We start from the raw sequence: 25669 nt of genomic DNA on the forward strand, positions 1-25669 counted from the left end.
GTTCATTATGTCCACACAATTTGGTCCGGAATATGTGCGCGCACTCGCGCCATACCAGGCAGGCAAACCGATCGCCGAAGTCGCGCGTGAATTCGGCCTGGAAGAAAGCAAGATCATCAAGCTGGCATCCAACGAAAACCCGTTGGGCATGCCCGAGTCGGCCAAGCTGGCCATGCAGCAGGCCGTCGCCGATATCGGCCGCTATCCGGATGCCAACGGCTTTGATCTGAAGGCGGCAATCAGCGCCAAATATAATGTCCCGCAAGACTGGATCACGCTCGGTAACGGCAGCAACGACATTCTGGAACTGGCGGCGCACGCCTTCGTGCAACCGAAGCAGTCGGTGATCTACGCGCAATACGGTTTTCTGGTCTACGCACTGGCGACCCAGGCGGTGGGCGCCCGCGCAATTGAAGTCAAGGCCAAGGATTTCGGTCACGACTTGCAAGCCATGGCGGCGGCTATTGCCGATGACACGCGTCTGATCTATATCGCCAATCCGAACAACCCGACCGGCACCTTCCTGCCACCGGCAGAGCTGGATGCCTTCCTCAAGGTGGTGCCGCAGCATGTCGTCGTCGTTATCGACGAGGCTTATAACGAATATCTGTCGGCCGACCTGCAATATGAGTCGACCGACTGGGTGCGTACTTATCCGAATCTGATCGTCTCGCGCACTATGTCCAAGGCTTACGGCCTGGCCGGTTTGCGCGTTGGTTTTGCCATCGCCCAACCAGGCGTGACCGATTTGCTTAACCGTATCCGTCAACCGTTCAATGTCAATTCGCTGGCACAGGCAGCCGCAGTTGCTGCGCTCAACGACAAAGCTTTTCTGCAAAAGAGCGCCGAGATCAACGCACAAGGCTACAAGCAACTGATTGCGGCCTTCGATATGCTGGGACTGAAGTATGTGCCGTCGTTCGGCAACTTCGTGCTGGTCAAGGTAGGCGATGACGACGGCGCCGGTGCTCGCGTTAATCTGGCGTTGTTGAAGAAGGGCATCATCGTGCGTCCGGTCGGCAACTACGGCTTGCCGCAATGGCTGCGCATCACCATTGGCCTGCCTGAAGAAAATGCTGCGTTTATCGACGCGTTGAAAGTCGTTCTGGGCTGAAGGCTGAGCATAGTGAAGAAAATTGTTGTCTTTGGCGTCGGCCTGATCGGCGGTTCGTTTGCACTGGCATTGAAAAAAGCTGGTGCCGTTGAGCACGTGGTCGGTGTCGGTCGTACCGAAACATCCCTGTTGCGCGCAAAGGAGTTGGGCATCATCGATGAGGTGAGCACCAACGTTGCCGATGCCGTGCAAGGTGCGGATTTGATTATGCTGGCGGCGCCGGTCGCGCAGACCGGTGCGATTCTGGCGAGCATCGCGCCGCATTTGCAGCCGGGTACCATTGTGACGGATGCCGGCAGCACCAAGGCCGATGTCGTTGCCGCGGCACGCGAAGCGTTTGGCGACAAGATCGCGCAATTCGTACCGGGGCATCCGATTGCCGGGCGTGAGCAAAATGGTCCCGACGCCGCCTTGGCCGATTTGTACGTGGGCAAGAAGACGGTAATCACTTCCTTGCCGGAAAACACCGAGCAGGATATCGAGCGTGTGGCGCAAGCCTGGCAGGCCTGCGGTGCGATCATTCATCGTCTGACGCCACAAGAGCACGACGCTGTCTTCGCCTCGGTCAGTCATTTGCCGCATTTGCTGGCGTACGCCTTGGTAGACGACATCGCATCGAAGCCGCATGCGCCGATTCTGTTTCAGTACGCTGCCAGTGGCTTCCGTGATTTCACGCGCATTGCCGGTTCTTCGCCGGAAATGTGGCGTGATATTTCGCTCGCCAATCGGGCGGCTTTGCTGCATGAACTGGACGCCTATCTGGTTCAACTGATCCGCATGCGCAAAATGCTCGTCGAGCGCGACAGCGACGCTCTGGAAAAAATTTACGCAAATGCCCAGCAGGCGCGGCACAATTGGTCTGTAGCGATCGAAACCGCCGAACGGCAAAGCAAAGAGGGTGGCGACTGAGCGGCTTGCAAGTTGTTCGCGTTGCGGTAGTTGTCTGCGCTTGCTTTCGCGGCTCCTTTGCAGCTAATCCGAGGCCAATCTTTTATTAATCTACTGTCAAGCTCTACCAATCCACTATCAACCTGGTGAATCACGAATTCTCATGAAGCAAGCCTCCTATCCGCATCACATCGATCTGGCGCCTGTCGCTCACGTACAAGGTACGGTTAAATTGCCGGGTTCGAAGAGTATTTCCAATCGTATTCTGCTGTTGGCGGCCTTGTCGCGCGGCACCACCAAAATCATGGATCTGCTGGCATCTGACGATACGCTGGTGATGCTGATGGCCTTGCAGCAGCTTGGCGTCAAATGGGAGCAGGTCGACGGCACGCAGGACTACATCGTACATGGCGTGGATGGCGTGCTGCCGGTGCATCAGGCGGATTTGTTCATGGGCAATGCGGGTACCGCGATTCGTCCGCTGACGGCCGCATTGGCGGTCATCGGCGGCGACTACACTTTGCATGGCGTGGCGCGCATGCATGAGCGCCCGATCGGTGATCTGGTGGATGCCTTGAACGACGTCGGTATGCAGATCGAATACACCGGCAACCCCGGTTATCCGCCTTTGCATATCCGCCGCGGCATGCTCAACGCGCATCGCATGAAGGTGCGCGGCAACGTATCCAGTCAATTCCTGACGGCGCTGCTGATGGCTGCGCCATTAATGGCCAAGACGGAGCCGATGACGATCGAAGTGATCGGCGAACTGATTTCCAAGCCGTACATTGAAATTACCCTGAACCTGATGCGCCGCTTCGGTATTGAAGTGCAGCGCGACGGCTGGCAATCGTTCACGGTTGCCGCCGGGCAGCACTATCAGAGCCCGGGCACGATTCACGTTGAAGGCGACGCGTCATCCGCGTCCTACTTTTTGGCGGCGGGAGCGATTGCCGGCGGACCGATCCGAGTGGAAGGCGTCGGCAAGGACAGTATCCAGGGCGATGTGCGTTTCGTCGAAGCGCTGCGTCAGATGGGCGCGACCATCACCATGGGCGACAATTGGATTGAGGCGTCATCCAACGGCGTGCTGCAAGCCATTGATACCGATTTCAACCATATCCCGGACGCGGCCATGACGATCGCCGTGGCGGCCTTGTATGCCAACGGCACCAGCGTTTTGCGCAACATCGCCAGCTGGCGCGTAAAAGAAACCGACCGTCTGGCCGCCATGGCAACGGAGCTGCGCAAGCTCGGTGCGACCGTGGAAGAGGGCGAGGACTACCTGAGCGTGACGCCTCCCGCCCAGTTAACGCCTGCGACCATCGATACCTATGACGACCACCGCATGGCGATGTGTTTTTCGCTGGCCTCGCTGGACGGCACTGCGCGTCAGGGTACGCGCGTACGTATCAACGATCCGAAATGCGTGGCAAAGACTTTTCCCGACTATTTCCGGGTGTTCGAGCAGATTGCCGAACAGACACTGATTTGATCCGTCGGAATGTTGACTAAGAATTTGATTAACACTGTGATTGAAAATTTTATGAAGAAACGGGGATTCCTATGAATGCGGCAACTATTCCCGTTATAGCCATCGATGGCCCGACTGCTTCAGGCAAAGGTACGGTGGCGCAAAAAGTGGCGCAGCATCTCGGCTTTCACTATCTGGATTCCGGCGCCTTGTATCGGCTCACGGCCTTGTCCGCGATCCGTCGTAGTGTCGCCATGACTGACGAGCATGGCCTGGCCAAGAGTGCGGAGCACTTGCATTGCCATTTTGACGGCGGCCATATTTTTCTCGCCAATGAAGATGTTACGCAGGCGATCCGGGCTGAAGAAGTCGGCAATACCGCATCAAAAATTGCTGTTCTGGCAACGGTTCGCCATGCTCTGTATGGTTTGCAGCTCAGTTTCCGCAAGGCACCAGGCCTGGTGGCGGATGGTCGCGACATGGGCACAGTGATCTTCCCGCATGCTCCCCTGAAGGTCTTTTTGACCGCCAGCGTCGAAGCAAGAGCGCAAAGACGCTATAAGCAATTGATTGACAAGGGTTTTCCTGCTAATATGGAAGACCTCTCGAAGGATTTGAGGGAGCGTGATGCACGGGATATGAATCGTGCGTCTGCGCCTCTCAAGCCGGCGGAAGGGGCATATCTTCTGGATACTTCCGACATGACAGCTGATGAAGCGGTCAAGCAGGTACTCGGCTGGTACGCGGCTTTATAAGCATCTGAAGTATTTTTGAGCAGTTTTATCTGTTGTTTCTGTAATGCCATTGGTGCTCGCCAGATGCAAAGTCCGGCGAGTGTTGATAAACCTAAACCCATTATTTATCGCCCTTTGCGTGCATCGTCAGCAGTCTGATTTCTGCAAATCGCGACCGGATATTGGCCAACACCTTTCTTAAATCTATGTCTACCACAACTATCCTGGCTCCTGGAGCCGCTGGCGCTGATGCATTTGCAGCGCTGTTTGAAGAATCGCTGTCACGTCAAGACATGCGTTCTGGTGAAGTCATTTCGGCTGAAGTCGTCCGCCTCGACCATAACTTCGTTATCGTCAACGCCGGCCTGAAGTCCGAAGCCTTCATTCCAATCGAAGAATTCAAAAATGACAACGGCGAACTCGAAGTTAACGTCGGTGATTTCATCTCCGTCGCGATCGAATCGCTGGAAAACGGTTTCGGCGACACTATCCTGTCGCGTGACAAGGCCAAGCGTCTGGCATCGTGGCTCTCGCTCGAAAAAGCGATGGAGTCCGGCGAGATCGTCGTTGGTACTGTCAATGGCAAGGTCAAGGGCGGTCTGACCGTTCTGACCAACGGTATTCGTGCCTTCCTGCCAGGTTCGCTGGTGGATACACGTCCGGTCAAGGATACAACGCCTTTCGAAGGCAAGACCCTGGAATTCAAGGTTATCAAGCTGGATCGCAAGCGCAACAACGTCGTGTTGTCGCGTCGCGCAGTCATCGAAGCATCGATGGGTGAAGAGCGTCAAAAGCTGATGGAAACCCTGAAAGAAGGCACTGTGGTTACCGGTGTCGTCAAAAATATCACCGACTACGGCGCGTTCGTGGATCTGGGCGGTATCGACGGCCTGTTGCACATCACCGATCTGGCATGGCGTCGTGTGCGTCACCCATCGGAAGTGCTCACAGTCGGTCAAGAGATCACTGCCAAGGTCCTCAAGTACGATCAAGAGAAGAACCGCGTTTCGCTGGGCGTCAAGCAGCTGGGCGACGACCCATGGACAGGTCTGTCCCGTCGTTACCCACAAGGCACACGCCTGTTCGGTAAGGTCACCAACCTGACAGACTACGGCGCATTCGTCGAAGTCGAGCAAGGTATCGAAGGTCTGGTGCACGTTTCCGAAATGGATTGGACCAACAAGAACGTCGCGCCTAACAAGGTTGTTCAGCTGGGTGACGAAGTTGAAGTCATGGTTCTGGAAATCGACGAAGAGCGTCGCCGTATCAGCCTGGGCATGAAGCAATGCAAGCCAAATCCTTGGGATGATTTCGCGATCAGCCACAAGAAGGGCGACAAGGTTAAGGGCGCCATCAAGTCGATCACTGACTTTGGTGTGTTTATCGGCCTGACCGGCAACATCGACGGTCTGGTTCACCTGTCTGACCTGTCCTGGACTGAAACCGGCGAAGAAGCTGTCCGCCGCTTCAAGAAGGGCGACGAGCTGGAAGCAGTTGTTCTGGCAATCGACGTCGAGCGTGAGCGCGTTTCCCTGGGCGTCAAGCAACTGGAAGGTGATCCGTTCAACAACTTCGCTGCAATGAACGACAAGGGCGCACTGGTTAACGGTACGGTCAAGTCGGTCGAGCCTAAGGGCGCAGTGATTCAGTTGTCCGAAGAAGTCGAAGGCTACCTGCGTGCATCCGAAATCTCGCGCGATCGCGTTGAAGATGCCGGTACGCACCTGAAGGTCGGCGACAGCGTCGAAGCACTGGTCATCAACATCGACCGCAAGGCACGCAGCATCCAATTGTCGATCAAGGCAAAGGACAATGCGGAGACCCAAGAAGCAATGCAAAAGATGTCTTCGGACTCCAGCGCTGCTTCCGGTACCACCAGCCTGGGTGCACTGCTGAAGGCAAAGCTCGACAACAAGAACTGATTAGTCGAGCATAATGACCAAGTCTGAGCTGATCGCTCGCCTGGCTGAGCGTTATCCGCAACTTGTCGCCAAGGATGCGGATTACGCGGTCAAAACCATCCTCGATGCAATGGTCGATGCACTTGCAACCGGCCAGCGTATCGAGATCCGTGGTTTTGGCAGCTTTGCGTTAAATCGCAGGCCGCCTCGTATCGGTCGCAATCCCAAGTCGGGCGACAAAGTGATGGTGCCGGAAAAGCGTGTACCTCATTTCAAGCCCGGCAAGGAATTGCGGGAGCGTGTCGACGCCATGGTGGGGCAACCCATCAAGGAAGACTAAGTTGTTGCGCCTGCTGTAGAGCAAGCGGGACTGTTGAGCCTACTGAATGTAAATAGCGCTTAACAAATTAAACGGCATCTTTGGATGCCGTTTTTTTTCACGTACAATTTCACATCTGCCGTATCGGCGACCTGATTTTATTGTTTGGTTGTCTGTGCTGCATGCTGTACCTTATCGCCACACCGTTGCGGTTGGCCAATACATCAAAAAGGATTAGCGCCATGAAGATAATTTCAAGACTGATTGCGGCCGTCCTCTTTATTCTTTTCTTTTTCTTTGCGCTGAAAAATACGCAAGAAATTACGCTCCATTTCTTCCTCGGTTATGAGCGCACCGATCCTTTGGTGCTCGTATTGCTGGTCTGTTTTGTCGGTGGCGCCATTCTTGGTGTACTGGCCATGACGCCGATCGTGTTCCGCCATCGCCGCGAAGCATCCAAACACAAGAAAGCCGTCTCGACGCTGCAGAAAGAGCGCGAAGCCCAGCAACTGGCGCAGATTCAGCAGCCGCAGCCGGACAGCGTCGTTCCTGTTCCACCGCAGCATCTCATCTAAAAAGACTTTTATGGAATTTGAATTCTGGTGGCTGCTTGGTATTCCCGTCTTTTTCGGTCTGGGATGGATTGCAGCGCGTGTCGATATCAACCAGTTGATTTCCGAGTCGCGCACGTTGCCACGCGGTTACTTCAAAGGGCTGAATTTTCTTTTGAATGAGCAGCCGGACAAGGCGATCGATGCGTTTATCGAAATCGTCAAACTTGATCCGGAAACCGTCGATCTGCACTTCGCACTGGGCAACTTGTTCCGCCGCCGTGGCGAGACAGAGCGCGCGATTCGTGTTCACCAAAACTTGCTGGCGCGCCCGGATTTGCCGGCGGAGCATAAGGCGCATGCGCAATACGAACTCGGGCAGGATTACCTGAAAGCGGGCTTGCTGGATCGTGCGGAAGAAACTTTTCATCTGCTCAACGATACACAATACGGGGCACAAGCCGGACGCGCCTTGCTGGAAATTTATCAGCGCGAAAAAGAATGGGCGAGGGCCATCAAAGCCGCCGAGACTTTGCAGGCTTCGGGCGCGGGCGGGCGACAAAAAGAAATTGCGCAGTTCTATTGTGAACTGGCGGAAGACGAGTTGGTGCATACCAACCCTGATGCCGCCATGAACATGCTTGAAAAGGCATTGGCAACCGATCGCAAGAGTGTGCGTGCCAACATCCTGCTGGGTGACGTATATCTGGCCAAGGGCGACGTCGAAGCCGCCTTGCTGGCCTGGCGTCGTGTCGAACATCAAAGCGTGCCTCATGCTGCTTTGGTGGCCCAGCGTTTGCTTGATGGCTATCAGGCAGTCGGACGTCTCAAAGAAGGCTTGAATTTGCTGCGTGCCTATCAGGCAGAGGCTCCTTCCATTGATTTACTGGAAGTGGTTTTCAAGGCGGTGTTGGAGCTGGAAGGCGTCGAGGCTGCTAACCAACTAGTCAGCGATGAACTGCGCAGGACGCCGACGTTGCTGGGTTTGGATAAATTCCTCGAGGCTCGCCTGATCAATGCCCCGCCGGAAATCCGTCCTGAACTGTCTGTCGTCAAAACGCTGGTACATAGCTACACGCAAAAGCTGGCGCGCTATCAATGCACGCATTGCGGCTTCAAGGCACGCCAGTTCTACTGGCATTGCCCCGGCTGCAATCATTGGGAAACGTATCCGCCGCGTCGTACTGAAGAATTGAATGTGATGAACTAAAGCGCGCATGCGCTTGCATCTGTAGGAACACTATGAAAATTACCATTATCGGCACCGGCTATGTCGGGCTAGTCACCGGTGCTTGTCTTGCAGAGTTGGGCAACGACGTTTTTTGTCTCGATGTCGATCAGTCCAAGGTCGACATTCTCAACAACGGCGGTATTCCCATTCATGAACCCGGTCTGGAAGATGTTGTTGCACGTAATCGTGCTGCCGGCCGGTTGACGTTTTCCACCGATGTCGCCGCCAGCGTAGCGCATGGCGATGTGCAATTTATCGCGGTAGGTACGCCGCCCGATGAAGACGGCTCTGCGGATCTGCAGTACGTTCTCGCTGCGGCACGCAACATCGGCAAACACATGACTGGCTTCAAGGTCATCGTCGACAAATCGACGGTGCCTGTCGGCACGGCAGATCGCGTGAGCGCTGCGATACAGCAAGAGCTGGATCAGCGTGCTGCCAAGGATGCTTCCTTTTCGGTGGTGTCTAATCCCGAATTCCTCAAGGAGGGGGCAGCGGTCGAGGATTTCATGCGTCCAGATCGTATTGTCATTGGTCACGACAATACGCCGGAAGGGCAGCGTGCCTATGCGACGATGAAAAAGCTGTATGCACCATTTAACCGCAATCACGAGCGCACCTACTGGATGGATGTGCGTTCCGCAGAATTCACCAAGTATGCTGCGAACGCGATGTTGGCCACGCGCATCTCTTTCATGAATGAACTGGCCAATCTCGCTGATAAAGTGGGTGCCGATATTGAAGCGGTACGTCACGGCATCGGCTCTGATCCGCGCATCGGTCACAGCTTCCTGTATGCGGGCTGCGGCTACGGCGGCTCTTGCTTCCCGAAAGATGTGCAGGCGCTGGAGCGCACGGCGCGCGATTATGGGCAGGAGTTGCATATCTTGCGCGCAGTGGAGCAGGTCAACAACAACCAGAAGCATGTACTCGGCAAGAAGGTTGTGACGCGTTTTGGCGAGAACCTGCAAGGTAAGCATTTTGCAATCTGGGGGCTGGCGTTCAAACCGAACACCGACGACATGCGTGAAGCGTCGTCGCGCGTTTTGCTCGGCGAACTGATTGAGCGTGGTGCGACGGTCGCCGTGTACGATCCGGTCGCCATGAAGGAAGCTAAGCGCGTCCTGGCATTGGATTTCGCTGACAACAAGGAAGCACTCTCCCGCGTTCGCTTCTGCGAAAGTCCGATGGATGCGTTGCAAGATGCAGATGCTTTGGCCATCGTGACCGAATGGAAGGCTTTCAGAAGCCCTGACTTCGATCAGCTCAAGAGCAAGCTCAAGTCGCCGGTTATTTTCGATGGCCGCAATTTGTTTGAACCGCAAGTGATGTCTGATATTGGTATCGAATACCACGGTATCGGCCGCTCCATTTTGACCAAGGCATAAATTCATGGCAACAACGCTTTCCGCAACCCTTACTGCTACCAATAAAGCCCGTATCCTGATCGTTGGCGACGTCATGCTGGACCGCTACTGGTTCGGCGAAGTGAATCGCATCTCGCCTGAAGCACCCGTTCCCATCGTACGCGTGGAGCGGCGCGAAGAACGTCTGGGTGGTGCCGCAAACGTTGCGCGCAATGCAGCGACACTGGGCGCGAACACCGGTTTGCTCGGCGTCATCGGGGCGGACGAGGCGGGTTCGGCTGTCGAAGGTTTGTTGACCGAACTGGGCATCGATAGTTATCTCAATCGCGATCCGGCAATTTCCACCATCATCAAGTTGCGCGTCATTGGCCGCCAGCAACAACTGGTGCGAGTTGATTTCGAAGATGCGCCGACCGACACCGTATTGCGCGACAAGCTGACGCAATACAACGCGCTGGTCAGCAACTACGACGTGATCATCTTGTCCGATTACGCCAAAGGCAGCCTGGTCAATGTCGCCGATATGATCAGCGTCGGCCGCAAGCTGGGCAAGCGGATTCTGGTGGATCCCAAGGGCGATGATTTCTCGCGCTACAAAGGCGCGTCCATGCTGACGCCGAATCGCTCCGAACTTATCCGGATTGTCGGCAATTGGAAGACTGAAGAGGAGTTGACTGCAAAGGCGCAAAATCTGCGCAAGGCGCTTGAGCTGGAAGCGCTGCTGTTGACACGTTCCGAAGAAGGCATGACGCTGTATCTGGAGAGCGAGGTCCTCAACTTCCCCGCTGTCGCGCGCGAAGTGTTTGACGTCTCCGGCGCCGGAGACACCGTGATTGCGACATTGGCCGTCATGTTGGGCAATGGCGTTGCGTTGCCGGAAGCGGTCCGAATCGCGAATCTGGCAGGTGGGATCGTTGTGGGCAAACTGGGAACGGCGACTGTCACCCGCGAAGAACTTTCTCTCTAATTTATTTCGGTTTTATTTGGTTGTTATTTTGTCAACTTTTGTTCCGAGGTATCGTTAAGTCATTCAGCCGGCCAACTTTGTTTGCCGGTGTTGTTAATGGACTCAACACTTACCTCGAAAGGAACACTATGTTGAAGAAAATCTTGCTGGCAATCTGTGCGTTCGCCATGACTGCCGGTTTGGCATTTGCTCAGGCTGACGTCAATAAGGCGGATCAGGCCGCATTGGACGGCATCAAAGGCATCGGCCCTGCAATGTCCAAGCGCATTCTGGACGAGCGTAAAAAGGGTGATTTCAAGGACTGGTCGGACTTCACGACGCGCGTCAAAGGCGTTGGCGATAAAAGCGCCAATAAATTGTCCGATGCCGGCCTGACGGTGAACGGGCAGCCTCGTAACAAATCGCTGGTCACGAGCAAGGGCGAAGCCAAACCTTTTCCTAAAAAGATGAAAGAACAGGACGCCAAAGCGGACAAACCGGCAGTCAGCAAGGGTTAATTGCCCGACGGCTCCGTACATCGACAGGTTTGCCGACAGACCCCGCTTTTGCGGGGTTTTTTGTTCTTGTGGCAGCAAGTAGTCATTCAGCGCGGTCCTTGCTTGCACATAAAAATAATCGGCATTACAGTGATTAAAAGATCAAGAATAAATAACCTTGATTTGCCGACAGGGTAATTGTCGCGAGCACAAAGCGTGTCTGTGCGAGACGATCAAGGTGGGGATGTTTCAATGGCACGCATAGGGCGGTGCCATGGCTCTGTGTGTCAACGAGTTCTCTCGATTACTGGGTAAAAAGGGACTTATGAAAATCGCTGATATTCCTGTCAACGAGCAAGCGCGCGTTGACGATTTGCACAAGCTGAACATTCTGGATACACCCCCCGAAGAGCGATTCGATCGCCTGACCCGGCTCGCGCGTCGGCTTTTTTCAGTGCCGACAGCGGTGGTGAGTCTGGTGGACGCCAAACGGCAATGGTTTAAAGCGCGTGTTGGGATGGATGTCTGTGAAATGGGGCGCGATGTTTCCTTTTGCTCGCATGCGATCTTGCGTGATGAAGTCATGGTAGTAAGCAATGCTTTAGAAGATTCTCGCTTTCATGACAATCCATTGGTGGTGGGAGACCCCTACATCCGCTTCTATGCAGGATGCCCGATCCGGAGCCCGCAAGGTTATAAGTTGGGCACCTTATGCATTCTCGATACCATTCCCCGTGAATTTGACGAAGACGACAAAGTCATGCTGGCGGATCTGGCGCGCATGGTCGAACAGGAAATGGCCGCTGTGCATCTGGCAACCATGGATGAACTTACCAAGCTTTCAAACCGGCGCGGCTTTGAGTCGTTGTCGGAACATGCATTGAGTATGTGCAAACGGCTAGGGAAGCCAGCTTCCTTGCTGTATTTCGATCTGGATTTGTTTAAGCAAATCAACGACCGTTTCGGTCATGCCGAAGGGGATAGGGCGTTGGTCAATTTCGCGCGCATCCTGATGGGTAATTTTCGCGAATCGGATGTGATCGGCCGTCTTGGAGGGGATGAGTTTGCCGTGTTCCTGACCAATACGCCTGCCCAAGAAACCCAGGCCGTGCTTGGCCATCTGGAGACAGCGGTCAATGAGTATAATCGTGACAGCAAGCGGGGCTACGATTTGCTGTATAGCGTCGGCGCCATCGAATATGATCCCGCCTCCCATGATACGATTGGCGACTTGATGAGCAGCGCCGATGCGCTGATGTATCAGCAAAAGAAAAGGCGGCGCGAGGCACCATAATTTTTTGAGGCGCTGCAGTAGCCATCCTCCAATAAACAGCGATTAAATACAGCGATAGATTAATGACTTATCTGCAGCCAGTAATTCTTTCAGGCGGCTCCGGTACGCGCTTGTGGCCACTTTCCCGCGAACAATATCCCAAACAGCTATTGCCACTGGTCGGCACCGATACGATGCTGCAGGCGACTGCCTTGCGAATTCAAGATGGTGGCGACGATTACACATTGATTGAAGCGCCTGTCGTCGTTTGCAACGAAGAATATCGGTTCATTACTGCGGAGCAGTTGCGTGCCGCAGGACGTCCCAGCAATCATATTGTGCTTGAACCAGTCGGGCGCAACACGGCCCCGGCTTTGACACTGGCAGCGTTGCTTGCTCATCGGGATAAAGCGGATCCGATTTTGCTGGTCATGCCGGCAGACCATGTTATTCGAGACGCCGATGCTTTTCAGATCGCGATTAAGAAAGGCATCCCTCACGCAGTCGCAGGAGCCATGGTGACATTCGGCATTGTCGCGGACCGCCCTGAAACCGGTTACGGCTACATTCGACGCGGGAAAGTCGTCGATGATGCCTATGTCATTGATCGCTTTGTCGAAAAGCCCGACGCTGCCACGGCACAGACTTACATCGACTCTGGTGATTATCTCTGGAACAGTGGCCTTTTCATGATGCGCGCAAGCGTCTGGTTGCGTGCGATGGATCATTTTCAACCGGCTATGGCCGACGCTTGCCGCGCTGCATTTGAGGGGGGCAAGCAAGATCATGATTTTTATCGTATCGATAAGGCTGCTTTTGAGTCGTGTCCCGCCGATTCCATCGACTACGCCATCATGGAAAAACTGGCGACTGCTTCGACGCTTGGCATTGATGGACGCATCATTCCGCTGGACGCTGGATGGTCAGATGTCGGCGCCTGGGACGCGTTGTGGGATGTGTCCGAGAAAGATGGGGCAGGTAATGTCGTGCGTGGCGATGTCATGCTGGTTCAGGCGTCAAACAATCTTGTGTTCGCGCAGGAGCGTCTGGTTGCCTGCGTAGGCATCGATAACCTGGTGATTGTCGAGACCTCCGACGCAGTCATGGTTGCCGACAAAAGCAATATGCAGGAAGTTAAGCAGATTGTTGCCCGGTTGAAGGGCCAAAAGCGCGGCGAAGCCGTGACACATCGCAAGATTCATCGCCCATGGGGTTGGTATGATTCCATCGATGCCGGCGAACGGTTCCAGGTAAAACGCATCGTGGTGAACCCTGGTTGTACGCTAAGTTTGCAGATGCACCATCACCGCGCCGAGCATTGGATCATTGTCAAAGGCACAGCGCGCATTACGCGCGGGGAAGAGGTATTCCTGCTATCGGAAAACCAGTCGACCTATATCCCTCTGGGCGTCACGCATCGCCTGGAAAATCCTGGCAAGTTCCCACTGGAAATGATCGAGGTGCAATCCGGCAGCTATCTGGGCGAGGACGATATCGTCCGCTTCGAAGACACTTACGGACGGAAATAGTCCATCATTTAAAAATACATATTTCTTCCGGTGCTTGACCGGTCAAGCAGGCCAATTCCTCGATAGTCGGTAAAGACGGGCCCGAAATAGAATAAAATGCCCGTCTGACCCAACGCCACTGTCCTAAAGCACCCAAACGTTTATGTCCTACCAAGTTCTCGCACGCAAATACCGCCCCCGCAGCTTTGATACGCTGGTCGGGCAGGAGCACGTCGTGCGGGCGCTGACACATGCGTTGGAACAGCAGCGTCTGCATCATGCCTATTTGTTCACCGGCACCCGTGGAGTTGGCAAGACGACCTTGTCCCGTATTCTGGCCAAGTCGCTCAATTGCGTGGGCGCTGACGGCAACGGCAGCATTACCGCGCAGCCTTGCGGCGTGTGCGAAGCCTGTGTTGCCATCGATGCCGGTCGCTTCGTCGACTACATCGAAATGGATGCCGCCTCCAACCGCGGCGTCGATGAAATGGCGCAACTGCTGGAGCAGGCGATTTATGCGCCATCCAACGCCCGCTTCAAGGTCTACATGATCGACGAAGTGCACATGCTCACCAATCACGCCTTCAACTCCATGCTGAAGACGCTGGAAGAGCCGCCTGAACACGTCAAGTTCATCCTGGCGACGACCGATCCGCAAAAAATTCCCGTGACCGTGCTGTCGCGTTGCTTGCAGTTCAATCTGAAGCAAATGCCGCCGGGTCACATCATCAGCCACCTGGACAATATTCTTGGCCAGGAAAACATCGAATTCGAAGCACCCGCACTGCGCCTGCTGGCACAAGGCGCGCATGGTTCCATGCGTGACGCCTTGTCGCTGACCGATCAAGCGATTGCCTACGCCGCCGGCAAAGTGACCCTGGAAGCCGTGCAGGGCATGCTCGGTGCGCTCGATCAGTCCTATCTGATCCGCGTGCTGGATGCGCTGGCTGTAGAAGACGGTGCAGCCCTCCTGTCGGTCGCCGACGAAATGGCTACCCGCAGCCTGTCGTATAACGCGGCCTTGCAAGATCTGGCGACGCTGTTGCATCAGATCGCTTTGGCGCAAACTGTTCCCGCTGCGTTGGCGGAAGACGTGCCGCAGCGTGAAGACATCATGCGTCTGGCATCCCAATTCAATCCTGAAGAAGCGCAGTTGTTTTATCAGATCGCTGTTCATGGTCGCAATGAGCTGGGTCTCGCGCCGGATGAATATGCCGGTTTCAGCATGACCTTGTTGCGTATGCTGGCTTTCCGTCCAGTAGCTGCAAGCGCGGCCGGCTCTGCGGGCAGCGCTCCGGCGGCACCAGCGGCACCAGCGGCAAGAACCACAGCACCGGCCAGGTCGACGCCTGCTGCCGCTCCCTTGAGCGCAGCACCGCAGGTCGCAACGACCAGTACGCCAGTTTCACGTCCACCGGCTGCAGCTCCTGCACCAGGTCCGGGCAACTCGGCCCGCGCCGCTGCATTGGAAGCAGCCCGCGCGGCATCAGGCAAGAGTTCTCCGCGTCCTGCTGTCGCTGCTCCGGCACCTGCTCCAGTTCCTGCACAGGTTCAAGCTGCCCCTGTGCCTGCACCTGCACCTTCGCTGCCCGAGGCGTTCGATGACATTCCGCCGCCGTGGGATGAAGAGCCGGCTGGTGCCGACGCTCAAAAAAAAACTGAGCAGTATTCAGCAGCCAGCGCTAACGAAGCCGTAAGCCACGCTGTACTCGATAATGTCGAAGATCCGATTGTTGTCGCACCGCCCACGATAGCTGTCAGCACCGTTACACCTGCAATGCAGGCGCAGACGGCACAAGTTGCCGCGGAGCTTGGCTGGGACGGCAATTGGCCGCACCTGGCTGCCGAGTTGCCGCTACGCGGTATGGTGCAGCAGATGGCTCAGCAGAGCGAACTGGTGCGGTGCGAACAAGTCGGCAACGCCATCTGTTTCCATTTGCGCATTCCGGTAGAAACCTTACGCGCCTCCGGGAATGTCGACAAACTGACCGCCGTGTTGAGTGAACGTTTTGGTAGAACCGTCAGGGTAGAAACCGAAATCGGCATGGTGGCGCTCACCGCCAATGCCAAGGCGGAAGCTGATCGTGCCGAACGGCAACGCGAAGCGGAGCAAACCGTGAAAAACGACCCTTTTATACAAGTCATGATGCGCGAGTTTGGCGCATCCATCGTGCCGGGCTCGGTTCGGCCGTTATAGACTTTCGCAGAGATACCAACATTGCCGATGTGCCATTTTTGCCACGGCATCAAAAAAGATGAATCAACTTAGTTACCTTAGCTACCAAGGAGTACGACCATGATGAAAGGCCAACTGGCAGGCTTGATGAAGCAAGCTCAAGCGATGCAAGACAACATGAAGAAAATGCAAGAGCAACTTGCATTGATCGAAGTTGAAGGTCAGTCCGGCGCAGGACTGGTCAAAGTCGTGATGACCTGTAAGAATGACGTCAAGCGTGTCTCTATTGATCCGTCGCTGCTGGCTGACGACAAGGACATGCTGGAAGATCTCGTTGCTGCCGCTTTCAATGACGCAGTCCGCAAGGCGGAAGCGACATCACAAGAAAAGATGTCAGGCATGACCGCCGGTATGCCGTTGCCGCCGGGATTCAAGATGCCGTTCTAAGCGATGTGTCGGTAGTGTCAGTATGTGCCGGTATGATGTGGCAGTGCGCTGTCGAGTCGGCAGCGACTGCATTCTGAGGGAGGCATCATGTTCGTTATCTCGATTACCTATACCAAGTCGGCTGGCGAAATAGACGCATTGCTGACTGCGCATAAGCAATTCCTGAACGAACAATATGCCGACGGCATATTCCTGATGTCGGGCCGCAAGGTCCCTCGCAGCGGCGGCATCATCATTGCCGATGCCGCTGACCGTGCCGAAGTCGAAGCCATTATCGAAACCGACCCGTTTTACATCGGCGGCGTTGCAGAATATGAAATTACCGAGTTCGTTCCATCCATGACGGCCGAAGCGCTTTCCGTCTTTCGGCATACCTCAGATCGAAATTGAAAACCCCGTCCAGTCTTACCTTGCTTACGGAATCCCTGCGTACTCTTCCCGGCATCGGTCCCAAATCTGCGCAGCGCATGGCTTACCATCTGCTGCAGCATGACCGTGACGGCGCTTTGCAACTGAGCCGTGCACTTGCTCAGGCTGCCGAAACTATCCGCCACTGCGCGCTGTGCAATACGTTCACCGAACAAGTCATTTGCGACACCTGCCAGGATGGCGAGCGTGATACCACCGTTCTCTGCGTGGTCGAGACGCCCAGCGATCAACTGATGATTGAGCAGACGCTGACCTTCAAGGGTTTGTATTTCGTGCTCATGGGACGTCTGTCTCCGCTTGATGGCATCGGCCCCAAGGACATTCATCTGGAAAAGTTGATTACACGCGCCACCGACGGTGTCGTGTCCGAAGTGGTGCTGGCCACCAACTTCACCAACGAAGGCGAAGCCACGGCCCACTACATCAGTGAAACGCTCAAGGCGCGCGGCCTCAGGGTCAGCCGTTTGGCGCGTGGTGTGCCGGTGGGCGGTGAATTGGAATATGTCGACGCAGGCACGATTGCCCGCGCCATGCTGGACCGGCGCGCAACCTAGTCAGCACAAGTCCGAAGCAGTCAAAAAAATATAGCCAAGAAATCAGGGCAAAACACAACAAAGCAGGAGAGGAGATTCGGGGCATGCGCGACCAACGCATGAGGCAAACGAAACCGACTTAAGTTGATACGTCAGTCTGAGTTAGCCGCAGCGACTGTCCCGATAACAATCGTATGGAAAAGAAACAAACTACCGGCCCCCTGGCCGGCATCAAAGTACTCGAACTCGGCACGCTGATCGCCGGACCGTTCTGCTCGCGCATGCTGGCTGAATTCGGCGCCGACGTCATCAAGGTCGAAGCGCCCGAAGTAGGCGATCCCCTGCGCCAATGGCGCGTTCTCAAGGACGGCACCTCGCTGTGGTGGTCAGTGCAGGCACGCAATAAAAAAAGCCTCACGCTGAACATGAAGGATCCGCAGGCGCAGGACATCGCCCGCCGCCTCGCGCTGGACGCCGACATCATTATCGAAAACTACCGTCCCGGCGTGCTGGAAAAGTGGAATATCGGTTACGAAGCACTCAAGAAAATCAATCCCGCCACCATCATGGTGCGCCTTTCCGGCTATGGCCAGACTGGCCCATTGAAGGATTTGCCGGGCTTTGGCGCCATCGGCGAATCGATGGGAGGCATTCGCTATGTCTCCGGCCACACCGATCGCCCACCGGTACGTATCGGCATTTCCATCGGCGACTCGGTTGCCGCTTTGCACGGCGTCATCGGCGCAATGATGGCTTTGCGCCATCGCGATGTCACCGGTGGCCGCTGGAACGGCAAAGAAGGAGAATTGTGTGCGGCAGGGCAGGGCCAGATGGTGGACGTCGCCTTGTATGAGTCCGTCTTCAACATGATGGAATCGCTGGTGCCGGAATTCGACCAGGCCGGCGTCGTGCGTGAGCGTACCGGCGGCGCTTTGCCAGGCATCGTGCCTTCCAACACCTACACCACCGCCGACGGCAAGAACATCGTCATCGCAGGCAATGGCGACGCCATTTTCAAGCGCCTCATGATCGCCATCGATCGCAGTGACATGGCAAACGATCCGCAACTGGCGCGCAACGACGGCCGGGTGCCGCGTACGGAAGAGATCGATCTGGCCATTCAGGCCTGGTGCAGCACGCGCACTATTGATGACGCGCTCGCCATTCTTCAGGCGGCAGACGTCCCGGTCGGCAAGATTTTTTCAGTGCGCGACATGATGACCGATCCGCAATTCCTGGCCCGCAACATGTTCGAACAACATACATTTGCCGACGGCACGCCGATCAAATTGCCTGCCGTCACACCCAAATTGTCGGAGACGCCGGGCGGCACAAAATGGATCGGCCCGGGCCTCGGCGAGCATAACGATGAAATCTTGCGTTCGCTGGGGTATGATGACGCACAAATTGCACAGTTGCGGCAAGATAAAGTCATCTGAAGGCAGTCATTCCCGGAACTGCCCGGCAAGTAAGCACAAAAGTAAGCACAAATAAGTACGCTCATAGGAGGAGACCACATGAAATTCAACCTGAAGCAATTCGCGATCGCTCTGGCCCTGTTCCTGGCCGGTTATGTGACATTCAATACCAATCTGTTCGCGCAGACGCTGGAAAAACCGAAGGTGTCCATCGCCGTCGGCGGCAAGAACCTGTTTTACTACCTGCCTTTGACCGTCGCCGAGCAACTGGGCTACTTCAAGGATGAAGGCCTGCAAGTCGAAATCTCCGACTTCGCCGGTGGCGCCAAGGCTCTGCAAGCCATGGTGGGCGGCAGCGCAGACGTGGTTTCCGGCGCGTATGAGCACACCATCAACATGCAGGCCAAGAATCAGGCCATCGTCGCTTTCGTGCTGCAAGGCCGTGCACCGCAAATCGTGTTTGCGGTCAACAACAAGACCATGCCGAACTACAAGACCATCGCTGACCTGAAGGGCAAGAAGATCGGCGTGACCGCACCGGGTTCCTCGACCAGCGTCATGGCCAGCTTCGTTCTCGCCAAGGCCGGACTGAAGCCGACTGACGTGTCCTTCATCGGCGTCGGTGCAGCGGCAGGCGCCTTGTCGGCAATCCGTTCCGGTCAGATCGATGCAATCGCCAATCTGGATCCTGTGATCGCCATGCTGGAACAAAAGGGCGAAATCAAGACCATCGCCGACACGCGTACGCTGAAAGACACCAATGACGTCTTCGGCGGCCCGATGCCTGCAGCGACCTTGTACGCACCCGAAGCCTTCATCAAGAAATATCCGAACACCACCCAAGCGCTGACCAACGCCATGGTGCGCGCGCTGAAATGGATCCAGAAAGCAGGTCCTTCCGACATCATCAAGGCCGTTCCTGAAAGCTATCTGCTGGGCGACCGCGCGCTGTACATCGCCGCCTTCCTGAAGGTGCGTGAAGCGATCTCGCCGGATGGCACCTTCCCGGACGCAGGCCCTGCGATTGCACTGAAGACGCTGCAAGCTTTTGAACCGGATCTGGCCAGCAAGAAGATCGATCTGTCCAAGACTTACACCAACGACTTCGTCAAGAAGGCCAACGCCAAGTACAAGTAAGCGATCTTCATCAGCCATAACACACGGGCGCCTTTGGGTGCCCGTCTGCAATTTGTAGTCCCGTATTTTTTGTATTCATCATGTTTCTTTTGATGGTCTCTCTCAACGCACCAACATTCGGCCTGGCCGGAGAATCCTAGCTATGACGCCAGCACTTTTTCTCGACGACATTACCTGCACTTTTGTTTCCAAGGATGACCGCACACAACGCTATACCGCCGTCGCCAACACCACGCTGGCGATTGCGCCGGGCGAATTTGTTTCGGTCGTGGGGCCGACCGGCTGCGGCAAATCGACTTTGCTCAACGTCGGTGCAGGCTTGCTGCAACCCTCGTCTGGCAGCATCAAGGTATTCGGTGAAGAACTCGAGGGAATCAACAAGCGCGCCGGCTACATGTTCCAGGCTGAAGCACTGATGCCATGGCGCAGCGCGCTGGAGAACGTCATCGCCGGCCTGCAATACCGCGGCCTCGATGATCGTGAAGCAAGGGAGCTCGGAGAACAATGGTTGGCGCGCGTCGGCCTCAAAGGTTTCGGCGACCGCTATCCGCATCAACTGTCAGGCGGCATGCGCAAACGCGTGGCGCTGGCGCAAACGCTGATCATGGATCCGGACATCATCCTGATGGATGAACCGTTCTCCGCGCTCGACATCCAGACGCGCCAGCTGATGGAAAACGAAGTGCTGGATTTGTGGAACGCCAAGAAGAAGGCCGTACTATTCATCACCCACGATCTTGATGAAGCCATCGCCATGTCCGATCGCGTAGTTGTATTGTCGGCCGGCCCGGCGACGCATCCTATCGGCGAGTTCACGATTGACCTGCCGCGTCCGCGCGACGTTGCCGAAATTCGCACGCATCCCCGTTTTGTCGAGTTGCATCAGCAAATCTGGTCGGTCTTGCGCGATGAAGTGCTCAAGGGATATCAGCAACAAAAAACCGCGGCCTGAGTCCTCAGCCGGTCGACATAGAAAACTGAACAAAGAATCATCATGTGGAAACTCCTCAAACCAAGTCATAAAAATCTGCGCTTCTGGCAATTGCTGGTGCTGGTCGTCGTGCTCGGCGTCTGGCACATCGCCACACGCAATGAGCAAACTGCCTTCTTCTTCGGCGAACCGCTGAAAGTCGCCGTGCGTATCTGGCAATGGTTCACCGTCGGCAGCGGCTCGCTGGAAGTCGGCTTCGGCGACACCACGTTCTTTACGCTGACTTTCCCTGCCGAGATTTATTCGCACTTGCTGGTCACCTTGACGGAAACCGTGCTGGCCTTCGGCATCGGCACCGTGCTCGGCCTCGGTGTCGGCCTCTGGCTGGCGCTGTCGCCGGTGGCGTCGGCCATCCTCGATCCTTATGTCAAGGCCGCCAACTCGATGCCGCGCGTGATTCTGGCGCCGATCTTTGCGATGTGGTTCGGTCTGGGCATCTGGTCCAAGGTCGCCTTGGCGGTGACGCTGGTGTTCTTCATCGTGTTCTTCAACGTCTATCAGGGCGTGAAGGAAGTCAGCCCCGTGGTGCTGGCCAATGCGCGCATGCTCGGTGCCAATGCACGTCAATTGTTGCGTACGGTGTATCTGCCGTCGGCAACATCGTGGGTGTTTTCCAGCTTGCATACTTCTATCGGCCTGGCGTTCGTCGGCGCCGTGGTGGGCGAGTACCTCGGCTCGGCACGTGGCGTCGGCTATCTGATTTTGCAGGCGGAAGGCAGCTTTGACATCAATACCGTATTTGCCGGGATTGTTGTGCTGACGGCGTTTGCGCTGGTGCTGGATGTGGCGGTCGGTGTGATCGAAAAGCGTCTGATGAAGTGGCAGCCGAAATCCGGCGAGACTGAAAAAATGTAATCTTGGCTCGCGCTTGGCGAGCAGCAATGCGGCAAAAAATGCGATGAATGAAAAGAGGCGGATATTCCGCCTCTTTTCATTTATGTTTCGTGAAAAGCTGCAATAACGATCGAAGCTTTTCGGTAAGCCGATGACTTGTCACCGCGTTACAAAATGCGCAGGAACTTCACCTGTCCAGGGTTTTCTCAGCTGGCTGTTGCTTCTTTCCCGCAACAGCTTTGTTTATTCCCTTTCAGGAGAACGCCATGGGCATTCTGAGCAACATTTTCAGCAAGATTTTTCCTTCGTCTCATCCCACCCAGAATGACGCCGCTAATACCACCGCGCCTGCATCGGATACCGGTGTTGTCGCCGGGCAGGTGACACCGTTAGTGGACGTAGAGTCCATCCTGAACGACATGGCCGAAAAGAATCCACAGAAACTGAACTGGCAAACATCTATTGTCGACCTGATGAAACTGCTTGATCTGGACAGCAGCCTGGCAGCACGCAAGGAACTGGCAACGGAGTTGCTGTATCAGGGTGATATGAACGATTCAGCGGCGATGAATGTCTGGCTGCACAAAAAGGTCATGACTAAGGTGGCTGAAAATGGCGGCAAGGTTCCGGACGAGCTGAAGCACTAAAGAGAGATTGTGTCGGACAATAGAAAAGAGGCGCTGTTGCGCCTCTTTTCTATTGTATTGATTGCCGGACGTGAATGCGTCACATGGCAGAGCGCGTCTCTTCAATCATTTGATTCAGCGTGTGGGTGTCTGCGCAGAACAGGCGGATGCCTTCCGCCAGTTTTTCCGTCGCCATGGCGCTCGCGTTCAACTGGAAGCGGAAATCCTTTTCCGAGGTTCGCGGAGGAGGGCTAGCCTGCTCTTGCGTCGCTTCGCGGGTCAGCTTGCGTGTCACCGGCTCGTCGCTTTCGGTGAGTTTTTTCAACAGATCGGGGCTGATGGTCAGCAGGTCGCAGCCCGCCAGTTCGATGATCTGTGATGTATTGCGGAAGCTGGCGCCCATCACTTCAGTCTTGTAACCGAAATAGCTGTAGTAGTCGTAAATGCTGCGCACCGACTGCACGCCAGGATCGTTGGCGCCGGTGAATTCCGTGCCTTCTGCTTTCTTGTACCAGTCGTAGATACGGCCGACAAATGGTGAAATCAGGCGGACATTGGCTTCTGCGCAAGCGATTGCCTGCGGTAGCGAAAACAGCAAGGTCATATTGCAGCGAATGCCTTCGCGTTCCAGTACTTCAGCCGCGCGGATGCCTTCCCAGGTGGAGGCGATCTTGATCAGGATACGTTCTCTGGGGATGCGGGCACGGGAATACAGATCGATGAGCGCGCGGCCTTTGTCGATGGTGGCTTGCGTATCGAACGACAAGCCGGCATCGACTTCAGTAGAAACGCGGCCAGGAACGATCTTCAGAATCTCTGCGCCGAAAGCCACCAGCAGGTGGTCCATGATCTCATGCTGATTCCAGCGGTTGTCATGTACGGCCTTTTCCAGCAGTGGCTTGTACTCGTCTTTCTTCACCGCTTTCAGGATCAGTGAAGGATTGGTAGTCGCGTCACGCGGAGCAAATGCCCTCATGGATTCGAAATCGCCGGTGTCGGCAACGACGGTGGTGTACTGCTTGAGCTGTTCTAACTGGTTCATGGCAAGCGATCTCTTGTGAATGGGCCAAATGGCATTTTACGTAAGTTTTCGGGCGCTATCGCTTTTTCGGCAGCGGAGCACCGACGGCGTTCAGCGACTCCAGATACGCGCCGAGCGGATGGTAGAAGTCGGTTTTGCCGTGCGGTGGCTTTTCGGGGCCGTAGCGCGTGTTGTCGCGTTGCAGGATGCGATACCAGCCGCCGCGTTCCTGATCGATCAGATGCTGCATGCTGTAGTACCAGAGCTGGTCGTAGACTTCCCAGTAGATCGCCTCGCCGGTGCGCTGTGCCAGCAGGGCGGCGGTGGCCAGCGATTCGGCCTGCACCCAGAAATACTTGTCGCCGTCGCACACGCTGTTGTCGGGCGCAATGCTGTAGAACAGGCCGCCGTTTTCCTCATCCCAGGCGACGGGGATAGTCACGTCGAACAAGGCGCGTGCGCGCGGCGCCAGCCAGCTGGCATCGTCTTGCAAATGTTCCGCATGGCGTTCGAGGATCAGCAGCAACTTGGACCATTCCGTCATGTGGCCGGGCTGGTATCCCCAAGGGCGGAACATGTTGGTGTTGTCGTGTTTGTTATATTCCCAGTCGATCTTCCAGTCGGCGGCGTAGTGTTCCCAGATCCAGCCGTTGGCAAGCGCAGCCTGGCGCACCGTGATGTTGCGTGCCAGGCGCTCAGCGCGATGCAGGAAGCGGATGTCGCCCGTGGCCTCATAGGCCGCCAGCAGCGCTTCGCAGCTATGCATGTTGGCGTTCTGGCCGCGATAGGATGAGACCACGCCTTCGGGCGTCGCTTCATCGGCGTAGAGACCGTGCTGTTCAGACCAGAACAGCTTTTCCATGTGATCGAAGGTCGCGTCGATGTGCGTGCGCGCTTCTTCCACACCGATGTCGTAGGCATGTGCATATGCCAGCAGCACGAACGCCAGGCCATAGCAATGTTGTGTGGTATCCACCGGCACGCCGTCCTTGAGGACCCAGGCATAGCCGCCGTAGCTTGGCTGCCAGTGTTGTTCCTGCAAAAACTTCAGGCCGTGGCGTACAGCCTCGCGATGCGTTTCCTTGCCGGTAGCGCGGTACGCCAGCGCATGGCAAAACACCATGCGCGTGCTGTTGACCAAGTGGCGGCTGGTGTCATAGACGCTGCCGTCGTCATTGAGGTAATGGAAGAAGCCGCCGGCCGGATCGAACGCGTGTTTCGTGAAGAAATCGATATCGCGTTGCAGGCGCTGGTGCAGGAAGGCCGGAGTGCGAAAGGATGCTGTCGGTGTCGTTGCTGATGTCATGGGAAAAACTCAACGAATGGTTGCGGATGATTATGTGTGGAGGGCAAAAGTGCTGCTCTCCAGAGTAAAGGAAAGACGCGATCAGCGGAAGAAGGAGTCGAACTGCATATCGAATTTTTGCAGGGATTTCTGCGCGTTCTGCATCTTCTTGCGGAATTCCGGGCCGCGTCGCAGCGCAAGGCCAACTGCCAGAATATCGATCACCACCAGATGCGCCAGACGCGCGGAAATCGGCGTGTAAGGGTCGATGTTAAAACTCAGATCAATCGGCACCAGCACGGTTGCCAGTTCCGCCAGCGGCGTGCCGCTCGGTCCCAGTACGATGATATCGGCTCCACCCTTGCGTGCCAGCTGTACGCTGCGCAGCAAGGCCGCATTGCCGCCGCGCTGCGAGATTGCCACAACTGCGTCGCCGGGTTGGAGCAGCGACGCCGCGATACTGTGGATGTGCGGGTCGGAGTAGGCCACGGTCGGCACGCCCGAACGAAAGAACTTGTGCTGGGCATCGTTGGCGACAATGCCGGAAGTGCCCTGGCCGTAGAACTCGATCTTGCTGGCGCGCGTCAGGACATCAAGCGCCAGTTGGATGGCGTCCGGGTCGAGGTGATTGCGCAAGTCGAGCAACGTGTTGATCGAGCGGCTGCAGATCTTGTTGACGAGATCCACGGCGAGATCGTCCTGCCCCAGCGATTCATTGGCGCCGGGGAGGGCAAGCGCCAGGCTTTGCGCCAGCTTGAGTTTGAAGTCATGCCAGCCTTCGTAGCCGATGGCGCGGCAAAAGCGGATCACGGTCGGCTCCGACACTTCGGCATTCTTGGCCAGCGCCGTCAGGTTCTCTTGCAGCGCAAGCTGAGGATTGGCGAGGATGGCCGCCGCGACCTTCTTCTCCGATTTGGAGAGCGAATTGATATGCGTGCGGATGGAGTCGAGTAGCATGGAGCTTCTGTT

Annotated in this window: 25 protein-coding genes; 22 read left to right on the forward strand and 3 right to left on the reverse strand. The window is 56.0% G+C overall.

Annotated elements, in window-relative coordinates; translation table 11 throughout:
- Positions 1-7 precede the first annotated feature (7 nt).
- The 22 genes from hisC (at position 8) to PQR63_RS06040 (ending at position 22415) form a co-directional block, all read left to right on the forward strand.
- Positions 8-1114: a histidinol-phosphate transaminase gene (gene hisC / locus PQR63_RS05935; RefSeq protein WP_408166458.1), complete on the forward strand. Its 1107-nt coding sequence runs from the start codon at positions 8-10 to the stop codon at positions 1112-1114.
- 12 nt (positions 1115-1126) lie between these two features.
- Positions 1127-2023 (forward strand): prephenate dehydrogenase, encoded by an 897-nt coding sequence (locus PQR63_RS05940; protein ID WP_408166460.1) that lies wholly within the window; start codon positions 1127-1129, stop codon positions 2021-2023.
- Positions 2024-2165: 142 nt separating this feature from the next.
- Positions 2166-3497, forward strand: a complete 1332-nt coding sequence (gene aroA / locus PQR63_RS05945; RefSeq protein WP_408166462.1) for a 3-phosphoshikimate 1-carboxyvinyltransferase — start codon at positions 2166-2168, stop codon at positions 3495-3497.
- 71 nt (positions 3498-3568) lie between these two features.
- Entirely contained in the window at positions 3569-4231 is a 663-nt protein-coding gene (gene cmk, locus PQR63_RS05950; RefSeq protein ID WP_408166464.1) for a (d)CMP kinase, read from the forward strand.
- Positions 4232-4416: 185 nt separating this feature from the next.
- Positions 4417-6132 carry a 30S ribosomal protein S1 gene (rpsA, locus tag PQR63_RS05955; protein ID WP_408166465.1) on the forward strand — a complete coding sequence of 572 codons (1716 nt, stop codon included), beginning with the start codon at positions 4417-4419 and terminating at the stop codon, positions 6130-6132.
- A gap of 13 nt (positions 6133-6145) precedes the next feature.
- Positions 6146-6451: an integration host factor subunit beta gene (locus tag PQR63_RS05960; protein ID WP_007876341.1), complete on the forward strand. Its 306-nt coding sequence runs from the start codon at positions 6146-6148 to the stop codon at positions 6449-6451.
- A gap of 221 nt (positions 6452-6672) precedes the next feature.
- Positions 6673-7005 (forward strand): LapA family protein, encoded by a 333-nt coding sequence (locus PQR63_RS05965; RefSeq protein ID WP_408166784.1) that lies wholly within the window; start codon positions 6673-6675, stop codon positions 7003-7005.
- A gap of 10 nt (positions 7006-7015) precedes the next feature.
- Positions 7016-8191 (forward strand): lipopolysaccharide assembly protein LapB, encoded by a 1176-nt coding sequence (gene lapB, locus PQR63_RS05970; RefSeq protein ID WP_408166467.1) that lies wholly within the window; start codon positions 7016-7018, stop codon positions 8189-8191.
- Between the two features lie 32 nt (positions 8192-8223).
- Positions 8224-9600, forward strand: a complete 1377-nt coding sequence (locus PQR63_RS05975) for a UDP-glucose dehydrogenase family protein (protein ID WP_408166469.1) — start codon at positions 8224-8226, stop codon at positions 9598-9600.
- 4 nt (positions 9601-9604) lie between these two features.
- A complete protein-coding gene (gene rfaE1 / locus PQR63_RS05980; protein ID WP_408166471.1) occupies positions 9605-10546 on the forward strand; it encodes a D-glycero-beta-D-manno-heptose-7-phosphate kinase in 942 nt (313 codons plus the stop codon).
- 128 nt (positions 10547-10674) lie between these two features.
- Positions 10675-11043 (forward strand): ComEA family DNA-binding protein, encoded by a 369-nt coding sequence (locus PQR63_RS05985; protein ID WP_408166472.1) that lies wholly within the window; start codon positions 10675-10677, stop codon positions 11041-11043.
- Between the two features lie 304 nt (positions 11044-11347).
- Entirely contained in the window at positions 11348-12316 is a 969-nt protein-coding gene (locus PQR63_RS05990; RefSeq protein WP_408166474.1) for a sensor domain-containing diguanylate cyclase, read from the forward strand.
- 62 nt (positions 12317-12378) lie between these two features.
- On the forward strand, positions 12379-13824 hold the full coding sequence (locus tag PQR63_RS05995) for a mannose-1-phosphate guanylyltransferase/mannose-6-phosphate isomerase (protein WP_408166475.1): 1446 nt from the start codon (positions 12379-12381) through the stop codon (positions 13822-13824).
- 142 nt (positions 13825-13966) lie between these two features.
- A complete protein-coding gene (locus PQR63_RS06000) occupies positions 13967-16000 on the forward strand; it encodes a DNA polymerase III subunit gamma/tau (protein WP_408166477.1) in 2034 nt (677 codons plus the stop codon).
- 99 nt (positions 16001-16099) lie between these two features.
- Positions 16100-16426 (forward strand): YbaB/EbfC family nucleoid-associated protein, encoded by a 327-nt coding sequence (locus tag PQR63_RS06005; RefSeq protein WP_094564932.1) that lies wholly within the window; start codon positions 16100-16102, stop codon positions 16424-16426.
- Between the two features lie 87 nt (positions 16427-16513).
- Positions 16514-16816: a YciI family protein gene (locus PQR63_RS06010; protein WP_094564931.1), complete on the forward strand. Its 303-nt coding sequence runs from the start codon at positions 16514-16516 to the stop codon at positions 16814-16816.
- Positions 16813-17409: a recombination mediator RecR gene (gene recR, locus PQR63_RS06015; protein ID WP_050479443.1), complete on the forward strand. Its 597-nt coding sequence runs from the start codon at positions 16813-16815 to the stop codon at positions 17407-17409. The genes PQR63_RS06010 and recR overlap by 4 nt, the downstream gene beginning before the upstream one ends.
- A gap of 173 nt (positions 17410-17582) precedes the next feature.
- On the forward strand, positions 17583-18827 hold the full coding sequence (locus PQR63_RS06020) for a CaiB/BaiF CoA transferase family protein (RefSeq protein ID WP_408166480.1): 1245 nt from the start codon (positions 17583-17585) through the stop codon (positions 18825-18827).
- A 78-nt stretch (positions 18828-18905) separates the two neighbouring features.
- The gene (locus PQR63_RS06025) at positions 18906-19943 is read left to right on the forward strand and encodes an ABC transporter substrate-binding protein (protein WP_094564928.1); all 1038 of its coding nucleotides are present in this window, start codon (positions 18906-18908) and stop codon (positions 19941-19943) included.
- A 142-nt stretch (positions 19944-20085) separates the two neighbouring features.
- The gene (locus PQR63_RS06030; RefSeq protein ID WP_408166483.1) at positions 20086-20895 is read left to right on the forward strand and encodes an ABC transporter ATP-binding protein; all 810 of its coding nucleotides are present in this window, start codon (positions 20086-20088) and stop codon (positions 20893-20895) included.
- A gap of 42 nt (positions 20896-20937) precedes the next feature.
- Complete coding sequence (locus PQR63_RS06035; protein WP_094564926.1) at positions 20938-21789, forward strand: ABC transporter permease; 852 nt, start codon at positions 20938-20940, stop codon at positions 21787-21789.
- Positions 21790-22034: 245 nt separating this feature from the next.
- On the forward strand, positions 22035-22415 hold the full coding sequence (locus PQR63_RS06040) for a DUF3597 domain-containing protein (protein ID WP_408166485.1): 381 nt from the start codon (positions 22035-22037) through the stop codon (positions 22413-22415).
- Between the two features lie 79 nt (positions 22416-22494).
- On the opposite strand, the gene tal is transcribed toward PQR63_RS06040, so the two are convergent.
- The 3 genes from tal to PQR63_RS06055 form a co-directional block, all read right to left on the reverse strand.
- Complete coding sequence (gene tal, locus PQR63_RS06045) at positions 22495-23436, reverse strand: transaldolase (protein WP_408166487.1); 942 nt, start codon at positions 23434-23436, stop codon at positions 22495-22497.
- Positions 23437-23491: 55 nt separating this feature from the next.
- Entirely contained in the window at positions 23492-24721 is a 1230-nt protein-coding gene (locus PQR63_RS06050) for an AGE family epimerase/isomerase (RefSeq protein WP_408166489.1), read from the reverse strand.
- Positions 24722-24802: 81 nt separating this feature from the next.
- Positions 24803-25657, reverse strand: coding sequence for an SIS domain-containing protein (locus PQR63_RS06055; RefSeq protein ID WP_408166491.1), 855 nt, complete (start codon positions 25655-25657; stop codon positions 24803-24805).
- Positions 25658-25669: the final 12 nt, after the last annotated feature.

Origin of the sequence: Herbaspirillum rhizosphaerae (assembly GCF_046025915.1) — a bacterium.
Classification (GTDB): Bacteria; Pseudomonadota; Gammaproteobacteria; order Burkholderiales; family Burkholderiaceae_D; genus Herbaspirillum; species Herbaspirillum rhizosphaerae_A.

What these genes read in the sequence shown, in the direction of transcription:
- PQR63_RS06020 (WP_408166480.1), top strand. Translation starts at nt 17,583, where the DNA reads ATGGAAAAGAAACAAACTACCGGCCCCCTGGCCGGCATCAAAGTACTC.
- PQR63_RS05965 (WP_408166784.1), top strand. Translation starts at nt 6,673, where the DNA reads ATGAAGATAATTTCAAGACTGATTGCGGCCGTCCTCTTTATTCTTTTC.
- PQR63_RS05995 (WP_408166475.1), top strand. Translation starts at nt 12,379, where the DNA reads ATGACTTATCTGCAGCCAGTAATTCTTTCAGGCGGCTCCGGTACGCGC.
- PQR63_RS06030 (WP_408166483.1), top strand. Translation starts at nt 20,086, where the DNA reads ATGACGCCAGCACTTTTTCTCGACGACATTACCTGCACTTTTGTTTCC.
- rfaE1 (WP_408166471.1), top strand. Translation starts at nt 9,605, where the DNA reads ATGGCAACAACGCTTTCCGCAACCCTTACTGCTACCAATAAAGCCCGT.
- lapB (WP_408166467.1), top strand. Translation starts at nt 7,016, where the DNA reads ATGGAATTTGAATTCTGGTGGCTGCTTGGTATTCCCGTCTTTTTCGGT.
- cmk (WP_408166464.1), top strand. Translation starts at nt 3,569, where the DNA reads ATGAATGCGGCAACTATTCCCGTTATAGCCATCGATGGCCCGACTGCT.
- PQR63_RS06055 (WP_408166491.1), bottom strand. Translation starts at nt 25,657, where the DNA reads ATGCTACTCGACTCCATCCGCACGCATATCAATTCGCTCTCCAAATCG.
- PQR63_RS05990 (WP_408166474.1), top strand. Translation starts at nt 11,348, where the DNA reads ATGAAAATCGCTGATATTCCTGTCAACGAGCAAGCGCGCGTTGACGAT.
- rpsA (WP_408166465.1), top strand. Translation starts at nt 4,417, where the DNA reads ATGTCTACCACAACTATCCTGGCTCCTGGAGCCGCTGGCGCTGATGCA.
- PQR63_RS05985 (WP_408166472.1), top strand. Translation starts at nt 10,675, where the DNA reads ATGTTGAAGAAAATCTTGCTGGCAATCTGTGCGTTCGCCATGACTGCC.
- hisC (WP_408166458.1), top strand. Translation starts at nt 8, where the DNA reads ATGTCCACACAATTTGGTCCGGAATATGTGCGCGCACTCGCGCCATAC.
- PQR63_RS06025 (WP_094564928.1), top strand. Translation starts at nt 18,906, where the DNA reads ATGAAATTCAACCTGAAGCAATTCGCGATCGCTCTGGCCCTGTTCCTG.
- PQR63_RS05975 (WP_408166469.1), top strand. Translation starts at nt 8,224, where the DNA reads ATGAAAATTACCATTATCGGCACCGGCTATGTCGGGCTAGTCACCGGT.
- PQR63_RS06050 (WP_408166489.1), bottom strand. Translation starts at nt 24,721, where the DNA reads ATGACATCAGCAACGACACCGACAGCATCCTTTCGCACTCCGGCCTTC.
- PQR63_RS06005 (WP_094564932.1), top strand. Translation starts at nt 16,100, where the DNA reads ATGATGAAAGGCCAACTGGCAGGCTTGATGAAGCAAGCTCAAGCGATG.
- tal (WP_408166487.1), bottom strand. Translation starts at nt 23,436, where the DNA reads ATGAACCAGTTAGAACAGCTCAAGCAGTACACCACCGTCGTTGCCGAC.
- PQR63_RS06040 (WP_408166485.1), top strand. Translation starts at nt 22,035, where the DNA reads ATGGGCATTCTGAGCAACATTTTCAGCAAGATTTTTCCTTCGTCTCAT.
- PQR63_RS06035 (WP_094564926.1), top strand. Translation starts at nt 20,938, where the DNA reads ATGTGGAAACTCCTCAAACCAAGTCATAAAAATCTGCGCTTCTGGCAA.
- PQR63_RS06010 (WP_094564931.1), top strand. Translation starts at nt 16,514, where the DNA reads ATGTTCGTTATCTCGATTACCTATACCAAGTCGGCTGGCGAAATAGAC.
- PQR63_RS05960 (WP_007876341.1), top strand. Translation starts at nt 6,146, where the DNA reads ATGACCAAGTCTGAGCTGATCGCTCGCCTGGCTGAGCGTTATCCGCAA.
- PQR63_RS06000 (WP_408166477.1), top strand. Translation starts at nt 13,967, where the DNA reads ATGTCCTACCAAGTTCTCGCACGCAAATACCGCCCCCGCAGCTTTGAT.
- aroA (WP_408166462.1), top strand. Translation starts at nt 2,166, where the DNA reads ATGAAGCAAGCCTCCTATCCGCATCACATCGATCTGGCGCCTGTCGCT.